The sequence below is a fragment of the Mycobacterium numidiamassiliense genome, assembly GCF_900157365.1.
In the GTDB taxonomy this organism is placed as follows: Bacteria; Actinomycetota; Actinomycetes; order Mycobacteriales; family Mycobacteriaceae; genus Mycobacterium; species Mycobacterium numidiamassiliense.
Genome location: NZ_FUEZ01000003.1, coordinates 715,984 through 740,829, shown reverse-complemented (window position 1 = coordinate 740,829; position 24,846 = coordinate 715,984). Strand labels below are relative to the sequence as shown.

The following is a 24,846-nucleotide window of genomic DNA, read 5'->3' as shown; positions in this document are numbered from 1 at the left end:
CCGTTAGCGCTTGAGCCGGATGCGCCACCACACGATGCCGGTGTAGATGACCGACAGCGCGGCGAGCATGCCCATGTCCAGCAGCCACGCACTCTGCGTGTGGGCCCAATGGCTGTCCTTGGGGCCGACGGGCACCAGCATGCGCAGGTTGATCGTTGACGCCGACGCCGCATAGCCCCAGCGCGACGGCATCACCCAGGACAGTTGGTCGAGGAAGACGCGGCCGGTGACCGGGATGAGGCCGCCGGCAAGCACCAGCTGCAGCATCAGCGACACCACCAGCAGCGGCATGATCTGCTCGTTGGAGCGGGCCAGCGCCGACAGCACCATGCCGAGGATCGCCGAGGCCACACAGGTCGCTGCGACCGTGACGTAGAGCTCGAGGCTGGAGTTGCCGAGCAGCACCGCCGGCTGACTGGGCGCGCCCTTGCCGATCAGCACGATGCCCGTCGCAATCGCCGACTGAACGATCGCGAACGCGCAGAACACCGTGGTCTTGGCGCCCAGGTAGGCCCAGGTCGACAGGCCGACGGCCTGTTCTCGGCGGAAGATGGGCCGTTCGCCGATCAGATCGCGGATGGTCAGCGCGGTCCCCATGAAGACGGCGGCGATGGACAGCAGCGTCAGGATCTGCGCGGCTTCGTCCGGCGTCTCACTGCCCGGATCGGCCATGCCGAACCCGGCGTTGCCGGGCACGGTCAGCGACAGCGCACCCATGATGAACGGCAGCAGCGCCAGGAACGCGAAGTAGCCGCGGTCGGAGACGACGAGCCGCATCTGACGGCGTGCGATCGTGGAGAACTGGCGGCCCAGGTGGGTGTGCGCCGGGGCGCCCAGATCGCCGGGTATCTCGGCCTGCGCCGGTGGTGGGGGCTGCTTGTGGGCCAGGAAGCGGCGGTTGGCCTCGTCGGGGTCGGCGCCCACCTTGCCGAAGATCTCGGCCCAGTTGGTGGTCCCCATGACCTCGCCGATCTGATCGGGTGCGCCCAGGAAGGCCGTTTTCCCGCCGGGCGCCATCAGCAGCACCTGGTCGCAGACGTCGAGGTGGGTCAGCGAGTGCGTGACGACCAGAACGACGCGGCCGGCGTCGGCGAGCTGGCGCAGCATCGTCATGACTTGCAGGTCCAGCGCCGGGTCCAGGCCCGAGGTCGGCTCGTCGAGGATCAGCAGCGACGGTCCGGTGAGCAGCTCGAGGGCCACCGACGCGCGTTTGCGCTGCCCGCCGGAGAGTTTCTCCACCCGGGTGTTCGCGTGCTCGGTCAGGCCCAGCTCCTCGAGCACCTGGGCGACGACCTGCTCGCGGTCGGCCTTGCTGGTGTCCGGCGGCAGCCGCAGCTCGGCCGCGTAACCCAGCGCCTGGTTGACGGTCAGCTGGCGGTGCACGACGTCGTCCTGCGGGACCATCCCGATCCTGGTCCGCATCGTCGCGTACTCGGTGTGGATGTTGTGGCCCTCGAAGGTGACCGCTCCGCCGGTGGGCGTGGTGTATCCGGCGATCAGCCGCGACAGCGTGGACTTGCCGGCGCCGGACCCGCCGATGATGGCGGTCAGCGTGCCGGGCCGGGCGCTCATCGCGACCTTGTCGAGCAGCTTCTTGCCGGGGACGGCGAAGTCGACGTCGCGTACCTCGAGGCCGCCGGTGCGGGTGGCCACCACCTGGCGGCGCACCAGCGTGCCGGCGGTGAACACCAGGTCGACGTTGCCGATCGTGACCACGTCGCCGTCGGACAGCAGCGTGTTGTCCACCCGCTTGCCGTTGACGAAGGTCCCGTTGATGCTGCCGGCGTCGCGGAGCTCGGTGCCCTTGGCCGACGGAACCATGACCGCGTGGTGACGCGACGCCAGCACGTCGTGGATGACGATGTCGTTGTCGAGCTCGCGGCCGATGCGGGCTCGGGTGGTCGGGGCTTGCACCTGCATGGGCGCCGTGCCCGGGACCCCGGGCTTGCCGGCGCTCTGCGGGACCGCCTGCGTCTCGGCGCTGGGCCGGATGAGCGGGACCGCCGTGGTGCGCAACGCGTCGACGCCCTGCGGTGGTGGTGCGGGCGGCTGTCCGGCCGGCGGTGGGTGCCGGGGTGGCGGCGGTGGAGCGGCGCGGGGAGGCTGCTGCGGCGGACGCACCGGCTGCGGGGCCGGCGCGATCGTCGGGATCGCCACCGTCGGCCGTTGACCGACCGTGCCCTGATGGCGTCCGACATCGAAGATCAGCCGCGGCCCCTCGGGCGAGCCGACGTTGAGGCCCTGGCCGTCATGGATGTCGATCCCGGGCACCCGCTGGCCGTTGACGTAGATCCCGCTGTGAGTGTGGTTGTCGACCGCGATCCAGCGGCCGTGGTCGAAGCGCAGCAGCACGTGCGCGCGGGCGACAGCGGGGTGCGCGACGCGCACGTCGGCGTGCAGGTCGCTGCCGACGACCACGTCCTGGCCGGGTGCGAAGCTGGCCTGCTGACGGTTCGACCGAACCGTCAGCACCGGCTGCGCGGGACTGTTCATCGTCTCTTCAGCCGGATCTTCCACCACACGATGAAGCTGTAGACGACGCAGAGCACGCCGAGCATCGCCATGTCGAACAGCCATGCGCTCTTGGTGTGATTCCAGTGCTGATCTTTCGGGTCGGTCGGACCGGGTATCAGCCGGTGGGTGTCGATGGTCGACGCCGACGCCGCGAAGCCCCAGCGGGCCGGCGTGGCCCAGGACAGCTGGTCGAGCACGAGCCGGTTGGTCACCCAGATCATGCCGCCGGAGAACACCAGCTGGCTCATGATCGACACCACCAGCATCGGCATGATCTGGTCTTGCGATTGGGCCAACGCCGACAGCGCCATGCCGAGCAGCGCGGCGCCCACACACGTCGCGGCCACGGTGACGAACAGTTCGAAGTCGACGTTGCCCAGTATCACGGCCTTGGAGATCGGCTGGCCCCAGCCGACGATCGAGATGGCCGTCGCGATCGCCGCCTGGACGATCGCGAACACGGAGAACACCACGATCTTGGCGGCCATATAGGCCGCCGTCGACAGTCCGACCGCCTGTTCGCGGCGGAAGATGGGGCGTTCGCCAATGAGGTCGCGAATGGTCAGCGCGGTGCCCATGAAGACCGCGCCGACGTTGAGCATGACCAGAATCTGGTCGGGCTGGGCGGGGTTGTTGCCCAGCGGATCTGACATGCCGTACCCGCTGTTGCCGCGCACGGTCAGCGTCAGGATGCCGATGAGGAACGGCAGCAGCGCCAGAAACACCGTGTAGCCGCGATCGGAGATGACCAGCCGGATCTGGCGACGCGCGATCGTGGAGAACTGGCGGCGTACGTCGGCGTGTACCGGTTCGCCCAAGTCCGCGGCGGGGCTGTGTTCGGACGGTACCTGTGGCAGGTGCTGCTGGTTTTCCTCCCGGAAGCGGCGGTTGGCCTCGTCCGGGTCGGCGCCGACCTTGGCGAAGATGTCGGCCCAGTTGGTGGTGCCCATTGCCGCGCCGATCTGACTCGGCGGGCCCAGGAACGCCGTCTTGCCTCCTGGCGCCACCAGCAGCAGCTGATCGCAGATGTCGAGGTAGGACACCGAGTGCGTGACGACCAGGACCACGCGGCCCGCGTCGGCGAGCTGGCGCAGCATCATCATCACCTGACGGTCCAGCGCCGGGTCCAGGCCGGTGGTCGGCTCGTCGAGGATCAGCAGCGACGGTCCGGTGAGAAGTTCGAGGGCCACCGAGGCGCGCTTGCGCTGGCCGCCCGACAGCTTGTCGACGCGCGTGTCGGCGTGCTTGGTCAGCTCGAGTTCCTCGAGCACCTGGGCGACGATCTGCTCGCGGTCGGCCTTGCTGGTGTCGGGCGGTAGCCGCAGTTCGGCGGCGTAACCCAGCGCCTGGTTGACGGTCAGCTGGCGGTGCACGACGTCGTCCTGGGGGACCATCCCGATCCTGCTGCGCAACGACGCGTACTCGGTGTGGATGTTGTGGCCCTCGAAGGTCACCGAGCCGGACGTGGGGCTGGTGTATCCGGCGATCAGCCGGGACAGCGTGGTCTTACCCGCACCCGACCCGCCGATGATCGCGGTCAGCGTCCCGGGCCGCGCGGTCAGCGAGATGTGGTCGAGCAGTTGCTTTCCGCCTTCGACGGTGAAGCAGACCGAGTTCACCTCTAGCCCGCCGGTGCGCGTCGCCGCCTCGGTGCGGCGGATCAGCGTGCCATTGGTGAAGACCAGGTCGACGTTTCCGATGGTGACCACGTCGCCCTCGGTCAGCACCGCGGACCCGACCCGGACACCGTTGACGAAGGTTCCGTTGACGCTGTGCGCGTCGCGGATCTCGGTGCCCAGCTGTGTCTCGGTCAAAAATGCGTGATGGCGTGACGCCAGGACGTCCTGGATGACGATGTCGTTGTCGGTGGCGCGGCCGATCGTCTGGGCGCCTTTTGGTTTCTGCATCGCCCCGGACCGAGAAGGCAGCAGCGCCTGGAACATCTTGGTCGCCAGGTTTGACACCTCGGAGGGCTTGGCCTCCACGGGCGACATCTGCGTGTTCGGTGCCGCGTGCGTGGTTCCCACGGCCGGCCTGGGTGGCGGCGGCTGGAAGTTCGACGGCGCGCTGGGCGGATAGGCGGGCGGCCTGCCCCCGCCGCTGATGCTGGTGGGATACACCGGCTGTCCGGGTGGGCCCCCAGCCGGCGGCGGGGCGTTGCGGGCGGGCCCCCAGCCGGGCGGCGCCACCGGCACGGGCTGACCCGATGCCTGCGAGGCCGGCCATGCCGTTCCCGACGGCGCGGCCGCCACCGGGATGCCCATCGACTCGGTCTGCGGTGGCCGCCCGGCCATTCCCTGGTGGCGTCCGACCTCGAACGTCAGCAGCGGGCCGTCGGGATTGCCGATGTTGATGCTCTGGCCGTCGTGGATGTCCACGACCGGCACCTTGCGCCCGTTGGCGAAAGTCCCGTTGAGCGAACCGTTGTCGATCGCCAGCCACCTGCCCTGGTCGAACCGCAGCAACAGGTGAGCCCGGGAAATCAGCGGATGCGTGATGCGCATGTCGGCCCGGAGGTCGCGTCCGATCACCACGTCATGACCTGCTGCGAAGGTACGTTCCGACCCGTCATGGCGAACGGTGAGCGCCGGCGGGGCTGGTGCAGTCATTGCGACAACTCTAGCTCGTAGACGGCTCGCACTATTTGCAACTATTACGGCACGTCGGGTCGGCTACGCGACCGAGTCGGGCGCTCCCGTGACGACGCACCGGGTGCGGGTGTAGATGGTCGGCATACACCGATTGCAGTGTGTACACGCCGAATGCACGGTGCTGTCGGCAGCGATGCGATTGATCAGGTCGGGTTCGGCCAGCAGCGCCCGGGCCATCGCGACGAATTGGAAGCCCTCGGCCATCGCCAGATCCATCGTGTCCCGCTGGGTGATCCCGCCGAGCAGGATCAGCGGCATCGACAGCTCGGCGCGGAATAGCTTGGCATCGCGCAAAAGATAGGCCTCGCGGTAGGGATATTCGCGCAGGAACTTGGTGCCCGTCATCCGCATTCCCCAGCTCAGCGGCGGCTTGAAGGCACCGGCGAACTCCTTGAGCGGTGCGTCGCCGCGGAACAGATACATCGGGTTGACCAGCGAGCTGCCCGCGGTGAGTTCAATCGCGTCGAGTCCGCCGTCTTCCTCCAGCCACTTGGCGGTGATCAGTGACTCTTCGGTGCTGATGCCGGCGCGCACGCCGTCGGCCATGTTCAGCTTGGCGGTGACCGCGATGGGCGTGCCCTCTTTTTCGACGGCCCGGCGCACGGCCATCACCATGCCGCGGGCGAGCTTGGCCCGGTTCTCCAGCGATCCGCCGAATTCGTCGTCGCGCCTATTGATCAGCGGAGAGAGGAACGCACTCGCCAAATAGTTGTGGCCCAAATGGATTTCGACGGCGTCGAAGCCGGCTTCGATGGCCAGCCGGGCCGCGTTGACATGCCCGGCGATGACGTCGTCGATGTCGTCGCGGGTGGCCTTCCTGGCGAACCGCATTCCGATCGGGTTGAAAAACCGCACCGGCGCCAGGGCGGTGGCCTTGTTGGACTTGGCATTGGCCACCGGGCCGGCGTGGCCGATCTGCGCGCTGACCGCCGCGCCTTCGGCGTGGATGGCATCGGTGAGCTTGCGTAATCCCGGCACCGCCTCCGGACGCATCCAGAGTCCGTTGCCCTCGGTGCGGCCGCCGGGGGAGACCGCGCAGTAGGCGACGGTCGTCATGCCCACCCCGCCCGCGGCGGGCAGTCGGTGGTATTCGATCAGGTCGTCGGTCACCAACGCGTCGACCGTACGTGCTTCGAATGTCGCGGCCTTGATGATCCGGTTGCGCAAGGTGATCGGTCCCAGCTTGGCCGGGCTGAACACGTCGGGGGGACTGGGCTGGTCACCGGGCATGTGAGGAGCCTACTGGCGATCGCAAGCGCAGCGAAGCTGGGCGCGGCGGGTCGCCAGCATCGGCACTGGCGTGGACATGCCAGACTGGGAGACGTGGGCGCAATCACGCTGGACGGCAAGGCCACCCGCGACGAGATCTTCGTCGATCTGACGCAACGGGTGTCGGCACTGACCGCATCGGGCCGCACACCCGGGCTGGGCACCATCCTGGTCGGCGACGATCCGGGGTCGCAGGCCTATGTCCGCGGCAAGCACGCCGACTGCGCGAAGGTCGGCATCACGTCGATCCGGCGCGACCTGCCCGCCGACATCAGCGCGGCGACCCTCAACGAGACCATCGACGAGCTCAACGCCAATCCCGAGTGCACCGGCTACATCGTGCAGTTGCCACTGCCCAAGCACCTCGACGAGAACGCGGCGCTGCAGCGGGTCGACCCGGACAAGGACGCCGACGGGCTGCACCCGACCAACCTGGGCCGGCTGGTGCTCATGGACCCGGCCCCGCTGCCGTGCACGCCGCGCGGCATCGTCCACTTGTTGCGGCGCTACGACGTCGAGATCGCCGGGGCGCACGTCGTGATCATCGGCCGCGGCGTCACGGTCGGTCGCCCGTTGGGCCTGTTGCTGACCCGGCGCTCCGAGAACGCCACAGTAACGTTGTGCCACACCGGAACTCGTGATCTACCCGAGTTGACCCGGCAGGCCGACATCATCGTCGCCGGCGTGGGCGTGCCGCACCTGCTCACCGCCGACATGGTGCGGCCCGGTGCCGCGGTCATCGACGTCGGCGTCAGCCGGGTGGACGGCAAGCTCACCGGCGACGTGCATCCCGACGTGTGGGACGTCGCCGGCCACATCTCGCCGAACCCCGGTGGCGTCGGCCCGCTGACTCGGGCGTTCCTGCTGACCAACGTTGTTGAGCTGGCCGAAAAGCAGTGAGCCTGGCGCGAACCGCGGCGAAAGCCCAGTGGCCGATCCTGACTGTCGGGCTGATCTTCGCTGCGGCTTTCGTCTTGGTGGGAGCCAACTTCTGGCGTCGTGGGTCGCTCCTGATCGGCATCGGTGTGGGCGTGGCAGCGGCGTTGCGGTTGCTGCTACCCGAGGAGCGGGCCGGCCTTCTGGCCGTGCGTAGCAAGGGCATCGACTTCATGACCACCGCGGTGGTCGGCGCATCGATGGTCTACATCGCCTGGACCATCGACCCGCTGGGTACGGGCTAGATTCCCGGGCCGGTTATTTGCGGTAGTCCGGGCGCTGCGCCGCCTTGCATACCCGGCATGGCTCCGCGAGGCATCATGGTGGTGGCGCCGGGCATACCGGACATGTTGCCGCTGGTCAGGTTTGCCATCGCATCCGGGCAGTAGGACTGAATCGCGATCGTGGTGAACGTCCGAGCCATCGCCGGTGACATACCCCGCCGCCTGACGCTCATCACCGCCCCGGCGAAGCTGGCACCGGGCTGGGCGAGCATCGGGCAGATCGATTCACCCACGGCCATGGCGTTTCCAGGCTGGCCAAAGTCGATGCCGGCGTGGTTCAACGCGTCGATGAAGTTGTCGTCCGCGTTCGCGTCTGCCTCGGCCGGAGCGGCGAAGGCCGAGGCCACGGTGAGCAGTGCGGCGGCTGCCGCCAACAACCGAATGGTCAACGGTTGATGGCGGAACAGCCTGACCCAGCTTTGAGCACATGCGAGCGCTTTCATGACAGCTTCCCCCTCTGTCGCGGAGTGCTCTCAGCGCACTCAAATCCCTCTAGAAACCTTGGGCTATGGCTGTCACATTTACGACACGGTGGGATAAAGGTTTGCCACCTATGCGTTTCGTGGGCGCGACGCACCTGAGATATCGGTTATTAGTCCGCAACCGTTTCGAGCCGGTGCCCGATTAATCGTCGCCACACTGTGATCTGACACGTACCGCGGCGCAGAGATTTTCGGGTACGAAATGGGTCAGAATCCGGCGCATGACGACGAATCGCGGCCGTCCGTCCGAGCACGGGATTTCGCGCCAGACCTTTCTGCGCGGCGCCGTCGGTGTGTTGGCGACCGGGGCGATGTTCGGCACGAGTCGGGCATCCGCGGACCCGGCTGCGGCCACTGCCGGCTGGAACGGTTTGGCGTCGACCATCGGCGGAAGGGTCCTGTTGCCCGCCAGCGGCGCCCAGTTCTCTTCGGGCAAGCAAGTTTTCAACTCGCTCTACAACAACTCCACTCCAGCGGCGATAGTGACGGTCGCGTCGCAGGCCGACGTGCAAAAGGCGATCTCGTTCGCCACCGCCAACAACCTCAAGATCGCTCCGCGCGGCGGCGGGCACTCCTACATCGGGGCCTCGAGTGCCAACGGCACCATGGTGATCGATCTGCGCGGGCTGCCCGGCGCAGTCAATGTGGACGGCGGCAACGTCACGGTCACTCCAGCGACGAATCTGTATGCGGTACAACAAGCTTTAGCCGGCGCGGGCCGCGCGATCCCGACTGGCAGTTGCCCCACCGTCGGCATCGGGGGGCTGACACTGGGTGGTGGGATAGGGGCCGATTCCCGCCATGCAGGCCTGGCCTGCGATGCGCTGCAGTCGGCGACGGTCGTGTTGCCCAGCGGCGAGGTGGTCACCGCATCCGCGAATGATCATCCCGATCTTTTCTGGGCACTTCGCGGTGGCGGCGGTGGCAATTTCGGCGTGACGACCTCGATGACGTTCGGGACCTTCGCCACCGGCGACACTGACGTGGTGCGAATCAACTTCGCGCCGTCTTCGGCGGTTCAGGTGCTGATGGGCTGGCAGTCCTGGCTCAACGGCGCCGACCGAAACAGCTGGGCCATGGTCGATCTCGCCGTCGGCGCCGGTCAGCCCGACTGCCACATCCTGGCCACCTGCCCCGCCGGTAGCGCCGCGGGGGTAACGGACGCGATCAAGACCGCTGTCGGCCTGCAGCCCACCGCCGTGCAGAACAAGACGATGAACCGGATCGACCTGGTGACGTATCTGGCGGGTGGCAGCCCGACCGCATCGGCCCGCGGCTTCGTGGCAGGCTCGGATGTGATCTCGACGGTGAATTCCGCTGCCGCGCACGCCATTGCCACCGCAATCGGGCAGTGGCCGGCCAGCGGCGGCAAGGCGTCGCTGCTCGTGGATCCGTTGGGTGGTGCCGTGGCCGACGTCGCCCCCGCGGATTCGGCCTTTCCGTGGCGCACGCAGTCCGCGGTGCTGCAGTGGTATGTCGAGCCGGCCGCCAATCAAGTGACGGCCGCGACACAGTGGCTGAACTCGGCGCATCAAGCGGTACAACAATTTTCGTCCGGTGGATATGTCAACTACCTGGAGGCCAACGCGCCGGCATCCCGCTACTTCGGCTCGAATCTGACGCAGCTGACCAGCGTCCGGAAGAAGTACGATCCCAACCGGGTGATGTACTCCGGCCTGAACTTCTAGCCGCCGGCTGCCTCGACGGTGGCGCCCCGGCTTCGGCTTCGGACTCGGCTTCGGACTCGGCTTCAAAAAACTTGCGCCACAATAGTTTCAGCAGTAACAACACACCGATTTTTGTCGGTGGGTGCCCGTAGTTTTGCGGTATGAGTACCGGGGAGGTCGGGGACCGCGAGGCGATCACGGCGGCCGTCGATGCGCTCAACGCCGCGGTCGACACCGTGGTAGCACTGAATGTGGATGCGCTGACCACCCCGGAACACCTCGTCCTGTTGGAGAGTATCGAAGCAGTGCGCCGCCGCCTACCGGCCGCCGAGCACGCGTCGATCAATCACCTTGCCCGTCAGGCCACTCCAGAGGAACTGGGCGGCAGGCTCTCCCATGCACTGGCCGAGTGGATGCTGATCAGCCGCGCCGAGGCCGCCCGCCGGGTCCGGGAGGCGGCCGACTTAGGTGAGCGGCACGGGCTCACCGGTGAGCCGCTGCCGCCGATGATGGCGGCCACCGCCGCGGCCCAACGAGCCGGAGCACTGGGTGCCGGGCAGGTCGCCGTGATCCGACGGTTCTGCCACCAGTTGCCCGGCTGGGTGGATGTCGCCACTCGCGAGAGCGCCGAAACACAACTGGCCAAGCGGGGCAAGCAGTTTCGGCCCGAACAGCTGGCCGGGCTGGCCGATCGGCTCGCCGACTGCCTGAACCCGGACGGGATGTATACCGACGAGGACCGGGCGCGGCGGCGGGGCCTGACGCTGGGCAAGCAGGAGGCCGATGGCATGTCGGCGCTGCGCGGCTGGCTCACACCGGAGGCCCGCGCGACTGTGGAGGCGGTGCTGGCCAAACTCGCGGCGCCCGGCATGTGCAATCCGTACGACGACACGGCGTGTGTGGACGGCGCTCCCACCGAACAGGCCATCGAGCATGACACCCGCAGTGTCGCCCAGCGCCAGCACGACGGTCTCAACGCCGCTTTGCGTGCCACACTTGCCAGCGGAAAACTCAGACAGCACAACGGGTTACCGGCGTCGATCGTGGTCACCACCACCCTGGCTGACCTTGAAGCCGCAGCCGGGACCGCCCTCACCGGCGGCGGCACACCGTCTTGCCGATGAACGATGTAATCCGACTGGCTCGCCATGCTCACCACTACCTCGCCGTTTTCGACAACGGCAAGCCGTTGGCGCTGTATCACACCAAACGGCTCGCCTCATCCGGACAGCGAATTGTCCTGTACGCCAAGGATCGCGGTTGTTCGGCCCCTGGCTGTGGTGTCGGCGGATACTACTGCGAAGTTCACCATGTCACCGACTACGCACACTGCGGGACCACCGGCATCGACAACCTGACCTTCGCTTGCGGACCCCATCATCGACTGCTGCGGCCCGGCGGGTGGACCACGCGAAATCGCGCCAACGGCGACACCGAATGGATTCCGCCGCCGCACCTAGATCGGGGACAGCCGAGGAGCAATACGATGCATCATCCCGAAAAGTTGTTGCGCTACTTGGGCGAACCGGAAGACGGCGACTAACGCTCAGGCAGGCAATCCGGCCTTGATAGCCGCGTCTTGTTTCCGGGCGATATCGAGAACGAAGTCCGGTTTCAGCGGATCGTTGCCCGGGTTGAAGAACTCGATTTGAACAAAGGCCCTGCCCTCGCTGAACACCAGCCTCGCTCTTTGCTTGGAGCCGTCGGAGTTGGTCCCCGTTGCCATCACGCCGCCAGTGCCCACGTCGGCCGGAGTGGCCGTTCCTCCGACAAGTGTGAACCCCATCTGGGGGTTCGCAATATTCGGTGCGACCTGATCGTGCTCCTGTGCGGCCGCGGTGGCGTCCGGATAGACGTGGATCACGACGTCGATTTCACGAGTGGGGCCATTAACGTCGACAGAGGCGCTGGCAAACGTAGCGGTGACTCCCGCCGGGTTGTCACTCGGCTTCGACGACGCGAGAGTGAAGGTGTCGCCTGGCACGACGATGTCAGAGGGCTTGATCAGCAGGTTGCTGTAGTCCGAGGGCTGCGCGGCACCGCTGCTCGTGTCGGTGCCGATGTCGGTGCCGATGTCGATGCCGACGACGCGGGGGAGGTCGACGTCGATGACGACGTTGTCGACGTTGGGCTTGACGATTTGGTACTTGCGCACCCGGTAGCCGTCAAGCCAAATACCAGGATGCTCGCCCCCAGGCCGGTTGCCATCGTCGATGCCTTCACCATTGGCCCCTTTGCTGGGTGGTCGCGCTCTGTACGCGTCTGCGCACGATAGCGGACTGCGGAGCCCGTGGGAAATCAACCGCTCCGTTAGCCGTCCAGCGTCGCGCGGATGCAGACCGTGACGTACGGCATGGCCAGGCCGGTCGAATTCGCCAGCGCCGGATGGGTGGCCAGCAATTCGCGGACCTGATCCAGCGTTCTGGTGCGCACCTCGGCCGGCGACGTGATGCAGTAGCTGCGCGAGGCCACCAGGTCGATCAGTGCTTGCGGCGTCAGGTAATTGGTCCACTCGACTTGGTGGCGCTGCCGCTCGGCGAAAGGCGGCGGCAGCTCGACGTCGAAGCGTCGGCCGTCGCCGTCGCTGCCGATGATCTGGCCCAGTTCGCGGACCCAGCCCAGCCGCTCGTCGCGGGTGTTCCATACCAGGCCAAGTCGCCCACCGGGCCGCAGCACCCGGGCAACCTCGGGGATCGCCCTTTCGGGGTCCACCCAGTGCCAGGCCTGGGCGACCAGCACGGCGTCAACGCTGTTGTCCTCCAACGGAATCTCTTCGGCGGTGCCCAAGAGCGCACGGGTCTCGGGAAGTGAGGTGCGCAGCAGCTCGAGCATGTCGGGAATCGGGTCGACGGCCACCACGTCCAGGCCGCGTTCGACCAGACGGGTCGTCAGCTTTCCGGTGCCGGCACCTAGATCGAGCACCTTGCGGGCCCCTCTGGGCAGCAACCAGTCGATCGCTTCGGGCGGATACGACGGGCGGCCACGCTCATAGGCGGCCGCCGCCGAGCCGAACGATAAGGAGGCTTCGTCTTGCGAGCGGATCACCGTTGACACGCGCCTTCATCCTCGCCCGTCTCGGAGGCCAATTGCAGTGTCTTGCGGATCAACTCGCCCACCGCCCCGGTTTCCACCAGGAAGCCGTCATGCCCGCAGATGGAGTCGACGACCTGTAGCTCCGCGCAGCCCGGCAGCAGCTCGGCCAGCTCCTCTTGCAAGCGCAGCGGGTAGAGCCGGTCGGAGGTAATGCCGCCGACCACCGCCGGTACCGGGCAACCGCGCAGCGCCTTATGGATCCCGCCACGGCCACGGCCGACGTCGTGGCTGCTGAGTGTCTCGGTCAATGTGACGTAGCTGCCTGCGTCGAATCGGGCCACGATCTTGTCGCCCTGGTACTCCAAGTAGCTCTGCACCGCGTAACGACCGCCGCTGGCGGTGTTCTCGTCGCCCTGGCCGTCGTTGGCGAATCGGTTGTCCAGCTCGAGCTCGCCGCGGTAAGTCAGGTGGGCGAAGCGCCGCGCGATCGCGAGCCCGGCATCGGGCCGGCGCCCGGTGTCGTGATAGTCGCCGCCCTGCCAATCCGGGTCGGCCTTGATCGCGGCGATCTGGGTGGACTGGGTGCCGATCTGGTCTGCCGTGGCGCGGGCACCGACCGCCAGCAGCAGCCCGGCCCGAACCCGGTCGGGGTGGCCGACCATCCACTCCAACGCTCGTGCGCCGCCCATGGACCCACCAACGACAGCGGCGACCTGATTAATTCCCAGCGCCTGCAGCGCCGCGATGTCGGCCTGCACCTGATCCCGCACCGTGATCAGAGGAAACCTTGAGCCCCAAGGTTTTCCGTCCCGGGCGCGCGAGCTGGGGCCGGTGGAACCACGGCAACCGCCCAGCACATTGGTGGCCACCGCGCACCAGCGATTGGTGTCGATCGGCGCCCCCGGCCCGGCCACGCCGTCCCACCAGCCGGGTGTCGGATGCCCGGGACCGGCCGCCCCGGTGATGTGTGAATCGCCGGTAAGTGCATGCAATACCACCACCACGTTGTCGCGCGCGGGCGACAGCTCACCCCAGCGCTGTACGGCGATACAGACGTCGTCGATCACCGCGCCGCTCTCGGTGGTCAGCGAGCCGATGTCGACCAGGCCGATTTCGCCTTCGGCGGGCAGCGTTTGGGTGGGCACGTCGGAGATCGTCATGTTCAGGAACCTCAGAACGCCGCCACGCTATGCGGATCACCACTGAACTTGCGGGCCGCCGCGAAACCGAGCTCCAGGTCGCCCAGGATGTCGTCGATGCCCTCGATGCCGACGGCCAGCCGCACCAGACCCGGGCTGACACCGGTGGTCAGCTGCTCCTCGGGGGACAGCTGCGCGTGGGTGGTCGACGCCGGGTGGATCACCAGCGACCGCACGTCGCCGATGTTGGCGACGTGGCTGTGCAGTTGCAGCGCGTTCACGAACGCCTTGCCGGCCTCGACGCCGCCGGCCAGCTCGAACGCCAGTACGGCACCGGTTCCCTTGGGCGCCAGCTTCTTTGCCCGCTCGTGCCACGGCGAGCTGGGCAGCCCGGCGTAGTTGACCGACAGCACGCCGTCGTGGCCGGCCAGGAACTCCGCGACCCGCTGCGCATTGGCGACGTGACGCTCGATCCGCAGGCTCAGCGTCTCGAGGCCTTGGGCCACCAGGAACGCGTTGAACGGCGACGCCGCCGAGCCGTAGTCGCGTAGCAGTTGCACCCGCGCCTTGAGGGCATAGGCCGGCGGGCCCAGCTCGGCGAAGACCACGCCGTGGTAGCTGGGGTCGGGCGTGGTGAAGCCGGGGAAGCGGCCCTGTGTCCAGTCGAACGTGCCGCCGTCGACGATGACTCCGGCGATCGCGGCGCCGTGCCCACCCAGGTACTTGGTGGCCGAGTGCACCACGATGTCGGCGCCCTGCGTGAAGGGCTGGATCAGGTACGGCGTAGCGATGGTGTTGTCGACGATCAGCGGGACGCCGTTGGCGTGGGCGACGCCCGAGACTCCGGGGGTGTCCAGCACGTCGATCTGCGGGTTCGAGATGGTCTCGGCGAAAAACGCCTTGGTGTTCGGCCGGACCGCGGCCTGCCAGGAGTCCAGGTCGTCGGGGTCCTCGACAAAGCTCACCTCGATGCCGAGCTTCGGCAGCGAGTAGTGGAACAGGTTGTACGTACCGCCGTAGAGCCGCGGACTGGAAACAATGTGATCTCCGACACCCGCAAGATTCAGTATGGCGAATGTCTCAGCGGCTTGTCCCGAGCTCAGAAACAGTGCGGCCACGCCGCCTTCGAGCGCGGCGATGCGCTGTTCGACGACGTCGGTGGTCGGGTTCCCGATCCGGGTGTAGATGTTGCCCGGGACCTCGAGCCCGAAGAGGGCGGCGGCATGTGTGGTGTCGTCAAATGTGTACGAGGTGGTCTGGTAGATCGGCAGGGCGCGCGCGTTGGTCGCGGAGTCCGGTTGCTGGCCGGCATGCACCTGCTTGGTTTCGAATGACCAGTTCGCGGTCGGATCGGTGTCGTTTTCGGCTGGTGAATCGACGTTGTCAGAGGTCACGAGAGTGGCTTTCTGCTGGAGGAAGGGGGCACTGCGGTCTCGCCGCGAGTTAGCGGCGACACACGAGGGTGCCCGAAAGGGTGTGCAAAGGGAGTAGGTGATCGCGCATCACGTTTCCCTGTCTACTCAGGGGCCCGTCATGGCGGACCCGCGCTTGCCGGATAGCCGGTTGTGGCTACTCAACCTGGTCATCACCCGGGGCACCCCACCGCGGTTGGAGGGTTGCCGGCCAGCAAGCCGGGGCTTGATGCTGGCGCTCATGACCAATAAGAAGACTATCTTACTGTGCCGACCCGGTGCCAACGAACGTCGTTTACATGCAGGTCGACGCCTGCTCAAAGACCCTTGCTAACGTGGCAGCGAAGACCGCTTGAGCCCCCAATTTCTGACTTGCTGACGCCGGGAGAGCAACCGTGAGCGCCGAACAGCCGACTGTTATCTACACGCTGACCGACGAGGCGCCGCTGCTGGCGACGTACGCCTTCCTGCCGATCGTGCGCGCCTTCGCCGAGCCCGCGGGCATCGAGATCAAGACCAGTGACATCTCGGTGGCCGCCCGGATCCTCGCCGAGTTCCCCGAGGACCTGACCGACGAGCAGCGGGTGCCCGACAACCTGGCTGAACTGGGCAAGCTGACGAAGCTGGCCGACACCAACATCATCAAGCTGCCGAACGTCAGCGCCTCGGTGCCCCAGCTGATCGCCGCTGTCAAGGAACTGCAGGACAAGGGATTCAAGATTCCGGACTATCCGCAGAGTCCGAAGACCGACGCGGACAGGGAAATCCGCGACCGCTACGCCAAATGTCTCGGCAGCGCAGTCAACCCGGTACTGCGGCAAGGTAATTCGGACCGCCGCGCGCCCAACGCGGTAAAGGAGTACGCGCGCAAGCATCCCCACAGCATGAGCGAGTGGTCGCAGGCGTCGCGCACGCACGTCGCGACCATGAAGCACGGTGACTTCTACCACGGTGAGAAGTCGATGACGGTCGACCGCGCCCGCAACGTGAAGATGGAGCTGGAGACCAAGAGCGGCAAGACGATCGTGCTCAAGCCCATGGTGTCGCTGCGTGACGGCGACATCATCGACAGCATGTTCATGAGCCGCAAGGCCCTCTGCGAGTTCTACGAAGCAGAGATGCAGGACGCCTACGAGACGGGCGTGATGTTCTCGCTACACGTCAAGGCCACGATGATGAAGGTCTCCCACCCGATCGTCTTCGGGCATGCCGTCAAGATCTTCTACAAGGACGCCTTCGCCAAGCATCAGGAGCTGTTCGACGAGCTCGGCGTCAACGTGAACAACGGATTGGTCGATCTGTACACCAAGATCGAGTCGCTGCCGGCGTCGCTGCACGACGAGATCATCCGCGACCTGCACGCCTGCCACGAACACCGCCCCGAGCTGGCCATGGTCGATTCGGCCAAGGGCATCACCAACTTTCACTCGCCCAGCGACGTGATCGTGGATGCGTCGATGCCGGCGATGATCCGCGCCGGCGGCAAGATGTGGGGCGCCGACGGGCGGCAGAAGGACACCAAGGCCGTCAACCCCGAGTCGACGTTCTCCCGCATCTACCAAGAGATCATCAACTTCTGTAAGACGCACGGGCAATTCGATCCGACCACGATGGGCACAGTGCCCAACGTCGGCCTGATGGCCCAGCAGGCCGAAGAGTACGGCTCGCACGACAAGACGTTCGAGATCCCCGAGGACGGCGTCGCCAACATCGTCGATCTCGACACCGGGGAGGTCCTGCTGACGCAGAACGTCGAAGAGGGCGACATCTGGCGCATGCCCATCGTGCGGGACGAGCCGATCCGCGACTGGGTCAAGCTGGCGGTCACGCGGGCCCGCAACTCGGGCATGCCGGTGGTGTTCTGGCTGGACCAGGAGCGTCCGCACGAGAGCGAACTGCGCAAGAAGGTCAACACCTACCTCGCCGATCACGACACCGAGGGCCTCGACATCTCGATCATGTCGCAGGAGCGGGCCATGCGGCACACGATCGAGCGCGCGATGCGCGGCCAGGACACCATTGCCGCCACCGGCAACATCCTGCGGGACTACCTCACCGACCTGTTCCCGATCCTCGAGCTGGGCACCAGCGCCAAGATGCTGTCCATCGTGCCGTTGATGGCCGGCGGCGGAATGTACGAAACCGGCGCGGGCGGTTCGGCGCCCAAGCACGTCCACCAGCTCGTCGAGGAGAACCATCTGCGCTGGGATTCCCTCGGCGAATTCCTGGCCCTGGGTGCATGTTTCGAAGACCTCGGCATCAAAACCGATAACGAGCGCGCCAAGATTTTAGGCAAGACGCTGGACGCGGCGATCGGAAAGTTGTTGGACAACAACAAGAGCCCGTCGCGCAAGACCGGTGAACTCGATAACCGCGGCAGCCAGTTCTACCTGGCGCTGTACTGGGCCTCAGAACTCGCTACGCAAACCGAAGACGACGAGTTGCGCAAGCACTTTGCCGCGCTGGCCGATGCGCTGCGTGAGAACGAAGACACCATCGTGGCCGAACTCGCCGAGGTGCAGGGCGAAGCGGTCGACATCGGCGGCTACTATCAGCCGGACAGCGAGAAGACGACGGCGATCATGCGGCCGAGCAAGACGTTCAATGAGGCGCTAGCAGCTTCGGAAGGCTAGGCTTCGCAGGGACGCTGCAACAAGGAAGTCGGACGCCGATGTCCAACGAACCCAAGATCAAAGTCAAGGGCCCCGTGGTCGAGCTCGACGGCGACGAGATGACCCGCGTCATCTGGAAGCTGATCAAGGACATGTTGATCCTTCCGCACCTCGACATCCATTTGGACTATTACGACCTGGGCATCGAGCACCGCGACCGCACCGACGATCAGGTGACTTTCGACGCGGCCTATGCCATCAAGAAGCACGGCGTGGGCGTCAAGTGCGCGACGATCACCCCCGACGAGGCCCGTGTCCACGAGTTCAACCTGAAGAAGATGTGGCTCTCGCCGAACGGGACGATTCGAAACATCCTGGGCGGCACGATTTTCCGTGAGCCGATTGTCATCTCCAACGTCCCGCGGCTGGTTCCGGGCTGGACCAAGCCGATCGTGATCGGCCGTCACGCATTCGGTGACCAGTACCGGGCGACCAACTTCAAAGTCGACCAACCCGGCACCGTCGCAATAACTTTCACCCCCGCCGATGGCAGCGAGCCGATCGTGCACGAGATGGTGTCCATTCCCGAGCACGGTGGCGTCGTCATGGGGATGTACAACTTCAAGGATTCCATCCAGGACTTCGCGCGGGCCTCGTTCGCCTACGGCCTCAACGCCAAATGGCCGGTGTACCTGTCGACGAAGAACACCATCCTCAAGGCCTACGACGGCATGTTCAAGGACGAGTTCCAGCGCATCTACGACGAGGAGTTCAAGGAGCGCTTCGTTGCCGAAGGCCTGACCTACGAGCACCGGCTGATCGACGACATGGTGGCCGCCTGCCTGAAGTGGGAGGGCGGCTACGTGTGGGCCTGCAAGAACTACGACGGCGACGTGCAGTCGGACACCGTCGCGCAGGGCTACGGTTCGCTGGGGCTGATGACGTCGGTGCTGATGACGGCCGACGGCAAGACGGTCGAGGCCGAAGCCGCACACGGCACCGTCACCCGCCACTACCGGCAGTATCAGGCCGGCAAGCCGACTTCAACCAACCCGATCGCGTCGATCTTCGCCTGGACGCGAGGACTGCAGCATCGGGGCAAGCTGGACAACACACCCCAGGTCATCGAGTTCGCCCAGAAGCTGGAAGATGTCGTCATCGCCACGGTCGAGAGCGGCAAGATGACCAAGGACCTCGCCATATTGATCGGTCCGGATCAGCCGTGGCAGCAGAGCGAGGAATTCCTCGGCTCGATCGCCGAGAACCTGGACAAAGCGCTGGCGCAGGCCTGACTAGCCGGCGGATTGCTGCGGGCGCGAGTCCGTCCGGCTGCACTCGTCGATGAAGCCGGTGATCACCTCGGTGATGCGTTCCGGTGCCTCGAACATCGGTACGTGCCCCACGCCGTCGAGCTCGGTGACTCGGTGGCCTTCCGGCAGGTGGTGGGTGAAGTGTCGGCTGAACCTAGGCGCGGGGATGACCCGGTCCTTTCCGCAGACGACCAGATGCGCCGGAACAGCGTTGAGCGCGAGGTCGCGCAGGCCGTGCAGCAACAACGCCTTGACCAGGAGCTGGAAGTAGGCAGGGCAGTGCGCCACGTCGTCGATGATGCCGCTGAGTTTGCGCTCGCTGACCCCTTCCGGCGATGCGCTGAGCGCATAGGTGGCCAATGGGCGGCTGAACGGCAACTGCAGCACCCGCGGACCGAGTAGATAAGCGAACACCAGCAGCGGGATACCCAGCAGGAATTTGCCGATCACCTCGAACTTGGCCGGGCTCCATCGCGTCCATCCGCCGGCCGGGGCGATGCCGGTAACGCTGCGGGCCCGACCGCGCCGCTCGAGCTCGAAGGCGACCCAGCCGCCCAGCGAGTTGCCGACAATGTGGGCGGTTTTCCAGCCCAGCTCGTCCATTTGCCTCTCAACGTGGTCGGCCAGCACCGCGGAGCTGAGAAACCAGGTGCCGGCCGACGGCCCGCCGTTGTGACCGGCCATGGTCGGGGCGAACACCTCGTAACGGCCGGTGTCGGCCAGCTGCTGGGCGACGTCCTCCCAGACCGCCTGGGAGAGCAGGAACGGATGCAGCAGCAACACCGGCTCTCCGGAACCAAGGTGGATCGGCGCGCGAGTCATCATGTAGCCGACATTAAAGGTGGTACCGCCGGTACCGCAAGCAAGGGCGCGACGGGGGAACCGGGCGTGAAAAGATCGGGGCATCATGAGCACCGCTACCCGACCCAGCCGGATTTTCTCCGGCGTGCAGCCCACGTCTGACTCCCTTCATCTCGGTAACGCGCTGGGCGCCATCACCCAGTGGGTGGCTCTGCAAGACGACCATGACGCTTTTTTCTGCGTCGTCGACCTGCACGCCATCACCGTTGCGCAGGATCCCGAGGCGCTGCGACACCGGACGCTGGTGACGGCCGCGCAATACCTGGCGCTGGGCATCGATCCGAACCGCAGCACCGTGTTCGTGCAGAGCCACGTGGCCGCCCACACCCAGCTGGCGTGGGTGCTGGGTTGCTTCACCGGCTTCGGGCAGGCGTCGAGGATGACGCAGTTCAAGGACAAGTCGCAGCGCCAGGGGAGCGACTCCACCACCGTCGGGCTGTTCACCTATCCGGTGTTGCAGGCCGCCGACGTGCTGGCCTACGACACCGATCTGGTGCCCGTCGGCGAAGACCAGCGCCAGCATCTCGAGTTGGCCCGCGACATCGCCGAGCGCTTCAACGCCCGATTCCCGGACACCTTCGTGGTGCCCGACATGCTGATTCCCAAGGCCACCGCGAAGATCTACGACCTGCAGGACCCGACGTCGAAGATGAGCAAATCGGCGGCGACCGACGCCGGGCTGATCAACCTGCTCGACGCTCCGGCGGTGTCCGCCAAGAAGATTCGCTCGGCCGTCACCGACAGCGAGCGCGAGATCCGGTTTGACATCGAGGTCAAGCCGGGCGTCTCGAACCTGCTGACCATCCAGTCGGCGGTCACCGGGACCGACATCGACAAGCTCGTCGACGGCTACGCCGGACGCGGCTACGGGGACTTGAAGAAGGACACCGCCGAGGCCGTGGTCGAGTTCGTGACCCCCATCAAGGCCCGAGTGGACGAATTGACGGCCGATCTCAGCGAATTGGAGACTGTACTGGCCGCCGGAGCCGAGCGGGCGGACGAGGTGGCCGGGAAAACGGTCGCACGGGTCTACGATCGGCTGGGATTCCTTCCGCGACGGAGGTAGGGCGTTCATGACCGAGCCGGCCAAGCCAGGAATCTTTGCTCGGCTGCGTGCCCGGTTCGGCTGGCTCGACCATGTGGTGCGCGCGTACCAGCGCTTCGACGGTCGCAACGGCAGCTTCTTTGCCGCCGGTCTGACCTACTACACGATCTTCGCGCTATTCCCTTTGCTGATGGTCAGTTTCGCGGTGGTCGGATTCATGCTGTCCCGGGATCCCCCACTGCTGGGCACGATCGACAACCACATCCGGACCTCGGTGAGCGGCGCGCTGGGGCAGCAGTTGATCGACCTGATGAACTCGGCGATCAATGCCCGGGCGTCGATCGGAGCCATCGGTCTGGTGACCGCCGCCTGGGGAGGTCTCAGCTGGATGTCGCATCTGCGCGCCGCCATGACTGAGATGTGGTGGATGCAGCATCTGGATTCACCGGGTTTCGTGCGCAACAAGCTATCCGATTTGTTCGCGATGCTGGGAACGTTCGTGGTGATCGTGGCCACCCTCGCGCTGTCCGCGCTCGGCTCCGCCGCGCCGATGCGGGCGATACTGAGATGGCTTGGAATACCCGATTTTTCGGTGTTCGGCGTGGTGTTCCGCCTTATTTCGATAGTGGTGTCGCTGCTGGTGTCGTGGATGTTGTTCTCCTGGATGATCGGCAGGCTGCCGCGGCAGAAGGTCAACCTGGCCAGCTCGATGCGGGCCGGGTTGCTGGCGGCGATCGGCTTCGAGCTGTTCAAGCAGGTGGCGTCGATCTATTTGCGGGCGGTGCTGCGCAGTCCGGCGGGCGCCACCTTCGGGCCGGTGCTGGGCTTGATGGTGTTCTCCTACGTCACCGCCTACCTCGTGCTCTTCGCCGCCGCGTGGGCCGCGACCGCGTCCACCGATCCGCGCGACACGCCCGTCGCGCCGCCGGCGCCCGCGATCATCGCCCCGCGGGTTCAGGTGGACGAGGGACTCAGTACCCGTCAGACCCTGACCGCGATGGTCACGGGAGCCGTTGGCGCGCTGGCGTTTTCCCGGTTGGCGCGCCGGCGGCGCTAACGCCAGGTGCCCCGCTCCATGACGGCCCCGACCCGCAAATCCCGATCCAGCACAACCAAATTGGCGTCGTAGTCGGCGCGCAGCCGGCCGGCATGCCGCAGGCGCAGCGCCCGCGCCGGGGTTGCCGAGGTCATCTGCACGGCGGTGGCCAGCGACGCATCGGGGTCGGAGCCGAGCGCGACGAGATTGCGGAACAACGTGTCCATGGTGGCCGTGCTGCCGGCGATCGTCGACGCTCCGCGCACCCGCGCCACGCCGGACACCACGTCGATCCCCACGGTGCCGAGCTGGAAAGCCCCGTCCGCGCAGCCGGCCGCCGCGATGGCGTCGGTGATCGCCGCGACGCGGCCCGGCCCCGCGGCACGGATGACCGCCGCGACGACGGCGGGGTGGACGTGCACGCCGTCGGCGATGAGTTCGACGATGACGCCCGGGTCCTCGAGCAGTGCGAGTGCAGGGCCCGGCTCGCGGTGGTCCAGCGGCGCCATGGCGTTGAACAGATGGGTGCCGACCGTAGCGCCCAACGCCATCGCCCGCTTGGTCTGCTCGTAGGTCGCATCGGTATGCCCAATGGCGACAACGACATTCGCGTCGACAAACCGCCGAATCGCGTCGTCGCTGCCGGGCAGTTCGGGGGCCAGCGTGACCATGCGGATCGCGCCGTCGCCGGCGGTCAGGACGTCGTCGATCTCGGCGGGGTCGGGATCACGCATCAGGGTATGGTCGTGCGCACCGCAGCGGGCCCGGCTCAGCCACGGCCCCTCCAGGTGGATGCCCGCGATGCGGCCCCGCCTGGTCGCATCAGCGAGTGCCCGCACGCCGGCCAGCAGCTCCGCGGGAGCGGCGGTGACCAGACTGGCAAGCGTCGTGGTGGTGCCGTGGCGGAGGTGAAACGCCGCTGCCTCGCCGATCTGGCCGGCTTCCATGTACGAGGCACCGCCACCGCCGTGCACGTGCATGTCGATAAACCCAGGCACCACAACGCAATCCGGGAAATCGTTGTCGACCGGGCCGGGTGGCGCGCCGGGCCCGCAGTCGACGATGCGGCGGTGCGATGTCCGCAGCCACCCCGGCCGGCGGATCTGCCCGTCGAGAACCACGGGGCCCGCGCCGATCAGGGCCATCGACCGCCGGTCTCCCAGAAGAGCCTGATGTCTTCGAGCTGACGGCCCTTGGTCTCGGGCGCGTACCGGTAGACCACGACGAATGCCACCACCGCGAAGAGGCCGAATACCGCGAAAGCGCCTGCGCCGCCCAGGGAATGCAGAATCGTCAAGAAGACCGCGGCGACGATCGCGTTGGCGATCAGGTTGGCGGTGAGCATGGTGCTCGACCCGATGGACCGCAGCCGGGTCGGGAAACTCTCGCTGGCGTATACCCAACCCAGGGAGCCGAAACCCGCGGTATAGCCGAAGATGAAGAGCAGCACGCCGGCGAACCCGAGGACCGGGCCGCCGGGATCGCTGGCGAAAACGGCCATCAGCACGATGTCGGCGGCGATCATCATGGCGATGCCGGACAACAGGATTGGGCGCCGGCCAATGCGGTCGACGAGTCCCAGCGCGGTGCCCACCGCGGCCAAACCGGCGACCTGAACCAGCGCGGGCAGCCCCAGCAGCGCGAAATTGCCGGTGAAGCCCATTGCCTGAAATATTCGTGGGCTGTAGTAGATGATCGCGTTGATCCCGGTGATCTGGGCCAGGAAGCCCAGCGCGATCACAAAGCTGGTGGCGCGCGAATACGGCGGTCGCAGCATCTCGGAAAAGCCGCCGCTCCCTTCGTTCACTGCTTGGCCGATCTCGGCCAGCTCCGCGTCGGCGTTCGCGCCGGGCTCCACGCGCAGCAGGGCCCGGCGGGCGTCGTCGACCCTTTCCTTCAACAAATACCAGCGCGCCGTGTCGGGCAGCCCAATCAGCAACGGCAGCAGCAGTATTGCGGGCGCGGCGGCCAGCCCCAGCATCCACCGCCAGCTGTGGGTGCCGGCCAGCAGATAGCCCGTGAGGTAGCCAATGATGAGTCCGGTGACGATCGTCAGTTGATAGGTGGTCAGCAGCGCCCCGCGCGTCGCCGCCGGAGCCGATTCGGCCACGTAGACCGGGACGACCACCACCGTCACGCCGATGGTCAGACCCAGCAGGAATCGCGCCGTCAACAGCATCGGCAGCGAGACCGAGAGTGCGCCCAGCAGCGCGAAGACCGCGTAGCAGATGGCGATGAGCACCATGGACTTCTTGCGCCCGATCGCGTTCGCGAGTACGCCGGCGGCAAGTGCTCCGGCGATCTGACCGATCACGGCCATTGTCGTCAGCAGTTCTTGTTGGCTGGTCGAGAGTCCGAACTCCTCGGTGACGAACAGCTGCGCGCCGGCGATGATGGAAAGGTCATACCCATAGATGAGGCCGAGGCTCGCGCCAGTCAGCCCAACGCGAGATGACCCGCTCAGCTGACCGGTTGCAGTCATCCGGGTGAGTTTACGGTCGCGGTCCGGCGCTCTTGTCCCCCGATCGGGGGACACGCAATTCAACCTGCGGTGGCCGATCGGCGGATGTTATTAACTCGTCACCATCCATAGAT

The 24,846-nt window shown here is 66.6% G+C and carries 18 protein-coding genes, 1 pseudogene and 1 riboswitch; of the genes and pseudogenes, 8 read left to right on the top strand and 11 right to left on the bottom strand.

The features are described from left to right. Positions 1 to 3: 3 nt before the first annotated feature. The 3 genes from MNAB215_RS03290 to MNAB215_RS03280 form a co-directional block, all read right to left on the bottom strand. Positions 4 to 2,493 carry an ATP-binding cassette domain-containing protein gene (locus MNAB215_RS03290; protein ID WP_077077438.1) on the bottom strand — a complete coding sequence of 830 codons (2,490 nt, stop codon included), beginning with the start codon at positions 2,491 to 2,493 and terminating at the stop codon, positions 4 to 6. After that, the gene (locus MNAB215_RS03285; RefSeq protein WP_077077437.1) at positions 2,490 to 5,123 is read right to left on the bottom strand and encodes an ATP-binding cassette domain-containing protein; all 2,634 of its coding nucleotides are present in this window, start codon (positions 5,121 to 5,123) and stop codon (positions 2,490 to 2,492) included. The genes MNAB215_RS03290 and MNAB215_RS03285 overlap by 4 nt, the downstream gene beginning before the upstream one ends. Before the next feature lie 63 nt (positions 5,124 to 5,186). Then, on the bottom strand, positions 5,187 to 6,395 hold the full coding sequence (locus MNAB215_RS03280; RefSeq protein ID WP_077077436.1) for an NADH:flavin oxidoreductase: 1,209 nt from the start codon (positions 6,393 to 6,395) through the stop codon (positions 5,187 to 5,189). A gap of 93 nt (positions 6,396 to 6,488) precedes the next feature. Between MNAB215_RS03280 and MNAB215_RS03275 the strand changes: the two genes are divergently transcribed. Both MNAB215_RS03275 and MNAB215_RS03270 read left to right on the top strand, forming a co-directional pair. Continuing rightward, positions 6,489 to 7,334, top strand: coding sequence for a bifunctional methylenetetrahydrofolate dehydrogenase/methenyltetrahydrofolate cyclohydrolase (locus MNAB215_RS03275; protein ID WP_077077435.1), 846 nt, complete (start codon positions 6,489 to 6,491; stop codon positions 7,332 to 7,334). Further along, positions 7,331 to 7,615 (top strand): DUF3017 domain-containing protein, encoded by a 285-nt coding sequence (locus MNAB215_RS03270; protein ID WP_108637522.1) that lies wholly within the window; start codon positions 7,331 to 7,333, stop codon positions 7,613 to 7,615. Before MNAB215_RS03275 ends, MNAB215_RS03270 begins: the two co-directional genes overlap by 4 nt. On the opposite strand, the gene MNAB215_RS03265 is transcribed toward MNAB215_RS03270, so the two are convergent. Beyond that, positions 7,612 to 8,097 (bottom strand): DUF732 domain-containing protein, encoded by a 486-nt coding sequence (locus MNAB215_RS03265; protein ID WP_077077434.1) that lies wholly within the window; start codon positions 8,095 to 8,097, stop codon positions 7,612 to 7,614. The two genes, MNAB215_RS03270 and MNAB215_RS03265, sit on opposite strands and share 4 nt — an antisense overlap. A gap of 260 nt (positions 8,098 to 8,357) precedes the next feature. Between MNAB215_RS03265 and MNAB215_RS03260 the strand changes: the two genes are divergently transcribed. Continuing rightward, complete coding sequence (locus MNAB215_RS03260; protein WP_077077433.1) at positions 8,358 to 9,824, top strand: FAD-dependent oxidoreductase; 1,467 nt, start codon at positions 8,358 to 8,360, stop codon at positions 9,822 to 9,824. 140 nt (positions 9,825 to 9,964) lie between these two features. Continuing rightward, a pseudogene (locus tag MNAB215_RS03255) lies at positions 9,965 to 11,346 on the top strand (HNH endonuclease signature motif containing protein). 3 nt (positions 11,347 to 11,349) lie between these two features. Here the strand turns inward: MNAB215_RS03255 and MNAB215_RS03250 are convergent. From MNAB215_RS03250 to MNAB215_RS03235, 4 genes are all read right to left on the bottom strand, one after another. Beyond that, entirely contained in the window at positions 11,350 to 11,958 is a 609-nt protein-coding gene (locus tag MNAB215_RS03250) for a hypothetical protein (protein ID WP_083745991.1), read from the bottom strand. Positions 11,959 to 12,113: 155 nt separating this feature from the next. Beyond that, entirely contained in the window at positions 12,114 to 12,848 is a 735-nt protein-coding gene (locus tag MNAB215_RS03245; RefSeq protein WP_077078376.1) for a class I SAM-dependent methyltransferase, read from the bottom strand. Further along, positions 12,845 to 13,996, bottom strand: coding sequence for a homoserine O-acetyltransferase MetX (metX, locus tag MNAB215_RS03240; protein ID WP_077077432.1), 1,152 nt, complete (start codon positions 13,994 to 13,996; stop codon positions 12,845 to 12,847). The genes MNAB215_RS03245 and metX overlap by 4 nt, the downstream gene beginning before the upstream one ends. 11 nt (positions 13,997 to 14,007) lie before the next feature. Beyond that, positions 14,008 to 15,369 (bottom strand): bifunctional o-acetylhomoserine/o-acetylserine sulfhydrylase, encoded by a 1,362-nt coding sequence (locus tag MNAB215_RS03235; RefSeq protein ID WP_077077431.1) that lies wholly within the window; start codon positions 15,367 to 15,369, stop codon positions 14,008 to 14,010. Positions 15,370 to 15,514: 145 nt separating this feature from the next. Continuing rightward, a riboswitch (SAM riboswitch) is annotated at positions 15,515 to 15,634 on the bottom strand. Between the two features lie 148 nt (positions 15,635 to 15,782). On the opposite strand from MNAB215_RS03235, the gene MNAB215_RS03230 reads away from it, so the two are divergent. Both MNAB215_RS03230 and MNAB215_RS03225 read left to right on the top strand, forming a co-directional pair. Continuing rightward, the gene (locus tag MNAB215_RS03230; protein ID WP_077077430.1) at positions 15,783 to 18,020 is read left to right on the top strand and encodes an NADP-dependent isocitrate dehydrogenase; all 2,238 of its coding nucleotides are present in this window, start codon (positions 15,783 to 15,785) and stop codon (positions 18,018 to 18,020) included. A 38-nt stretch (positions 18,021 to 18,058) separates the two neighbouring features. Further along, positions 18,059 to 19,291 carry an NADP-dependent isocitrate dehydrogenase gene (locus tag MNAB215_RS03225; protein ID WP_077077429.1) on the top strand — a complete coding sequence of 411 codons (1,233 nt, stop codon included), beginning with the start codon at positions 18,059 to 18,061 and terminating at the stop codon, positions 19,289 to 19,291. Here MNAB215_RS03225 and MNAB215_RS03220 read toward each other — a convergent pair whose 3' ends face one another. Continuing rightward, positions 19,292 to 20,134 (bottom strand): alpha/beta fold hydrolase, encoded by an 843-nt coding sequence (locus MNAB215_RS03220; protein ID WP_165691521.1) that lies wholly within the window; start codon positions 20,132 to 20,134, stop codon positions 19,292 to 19,294. It abuts the gene before it with no gap. A gap of 82 nt (positions 20,135 to 20,216) precedes the next feature. Here MNAB215_RS03220 and trpS point away from each other — a divergent pair, with 82 nt between their 5' ends. After that, positions 20,217 to 21,236 carry a tryptophan--tRNA ligase gene (gene trpS, locus MNAB215_RS03215; RefSeq protein WP_077077428.1) on the top strand — a complete coding sequence of 340 codons (1,020 nt, stop codon included), beginning with the start codon at positions 20,217 to 20,219 and terminating at the stop codon, positions 21,234 to 21,236. Positions 21,237 to 21,243: 7 nt separating this feature from the next. After that, positions 21,244 to 22,272, top strand: coding sequence for an inner membrane protein YhjD (gene yhjD, locus MNAB215_RS03210; protein ID WP_077077427.1), 1,029 nt, complete (start codon positions 21,244 to 21,246; stop codon positions 22,270 to 22,272). Here the strand turns inward: yhjD and nagA are convergent. Both nagA and MNAB215_RS03200 read right to left on the bottom strand, forming a co-directional pair. Further along, on the bottom strand, positions 22,269 to 23,396 hold the full coding sequence (gene nagA / locus MNAB215_RS03205) for an N-acetylglucosamine-6-phosphate deacetylase (RefSeq protein ID WP_077077426.1): 1,128 nt from the start codon (positions 23,394 to 23,396) through the stop codon (positions 22,269 to 22,271). The genes yhjD and nagA overlap by 4 nt on opposite strands. Further along, positions 23,387 to 24,733 (bottom strand): sugar porter family MFS transporter, encoded by a 1,347-nt coding sequence (locus tag MNAB215_RS03200; RefSeq protein ID WP_077077425.1) that lies wholly within the window; start codon positions 24,731 to 24,733, stop codon positions 23,387 to 23,389. The genes nagA and MNAB215_RS03200 overlap by 10 nt, the downstream gene beginning before the upstream one ends. Positions 24,734 to 24,846 lie beyond the last annotated feature (113 nt).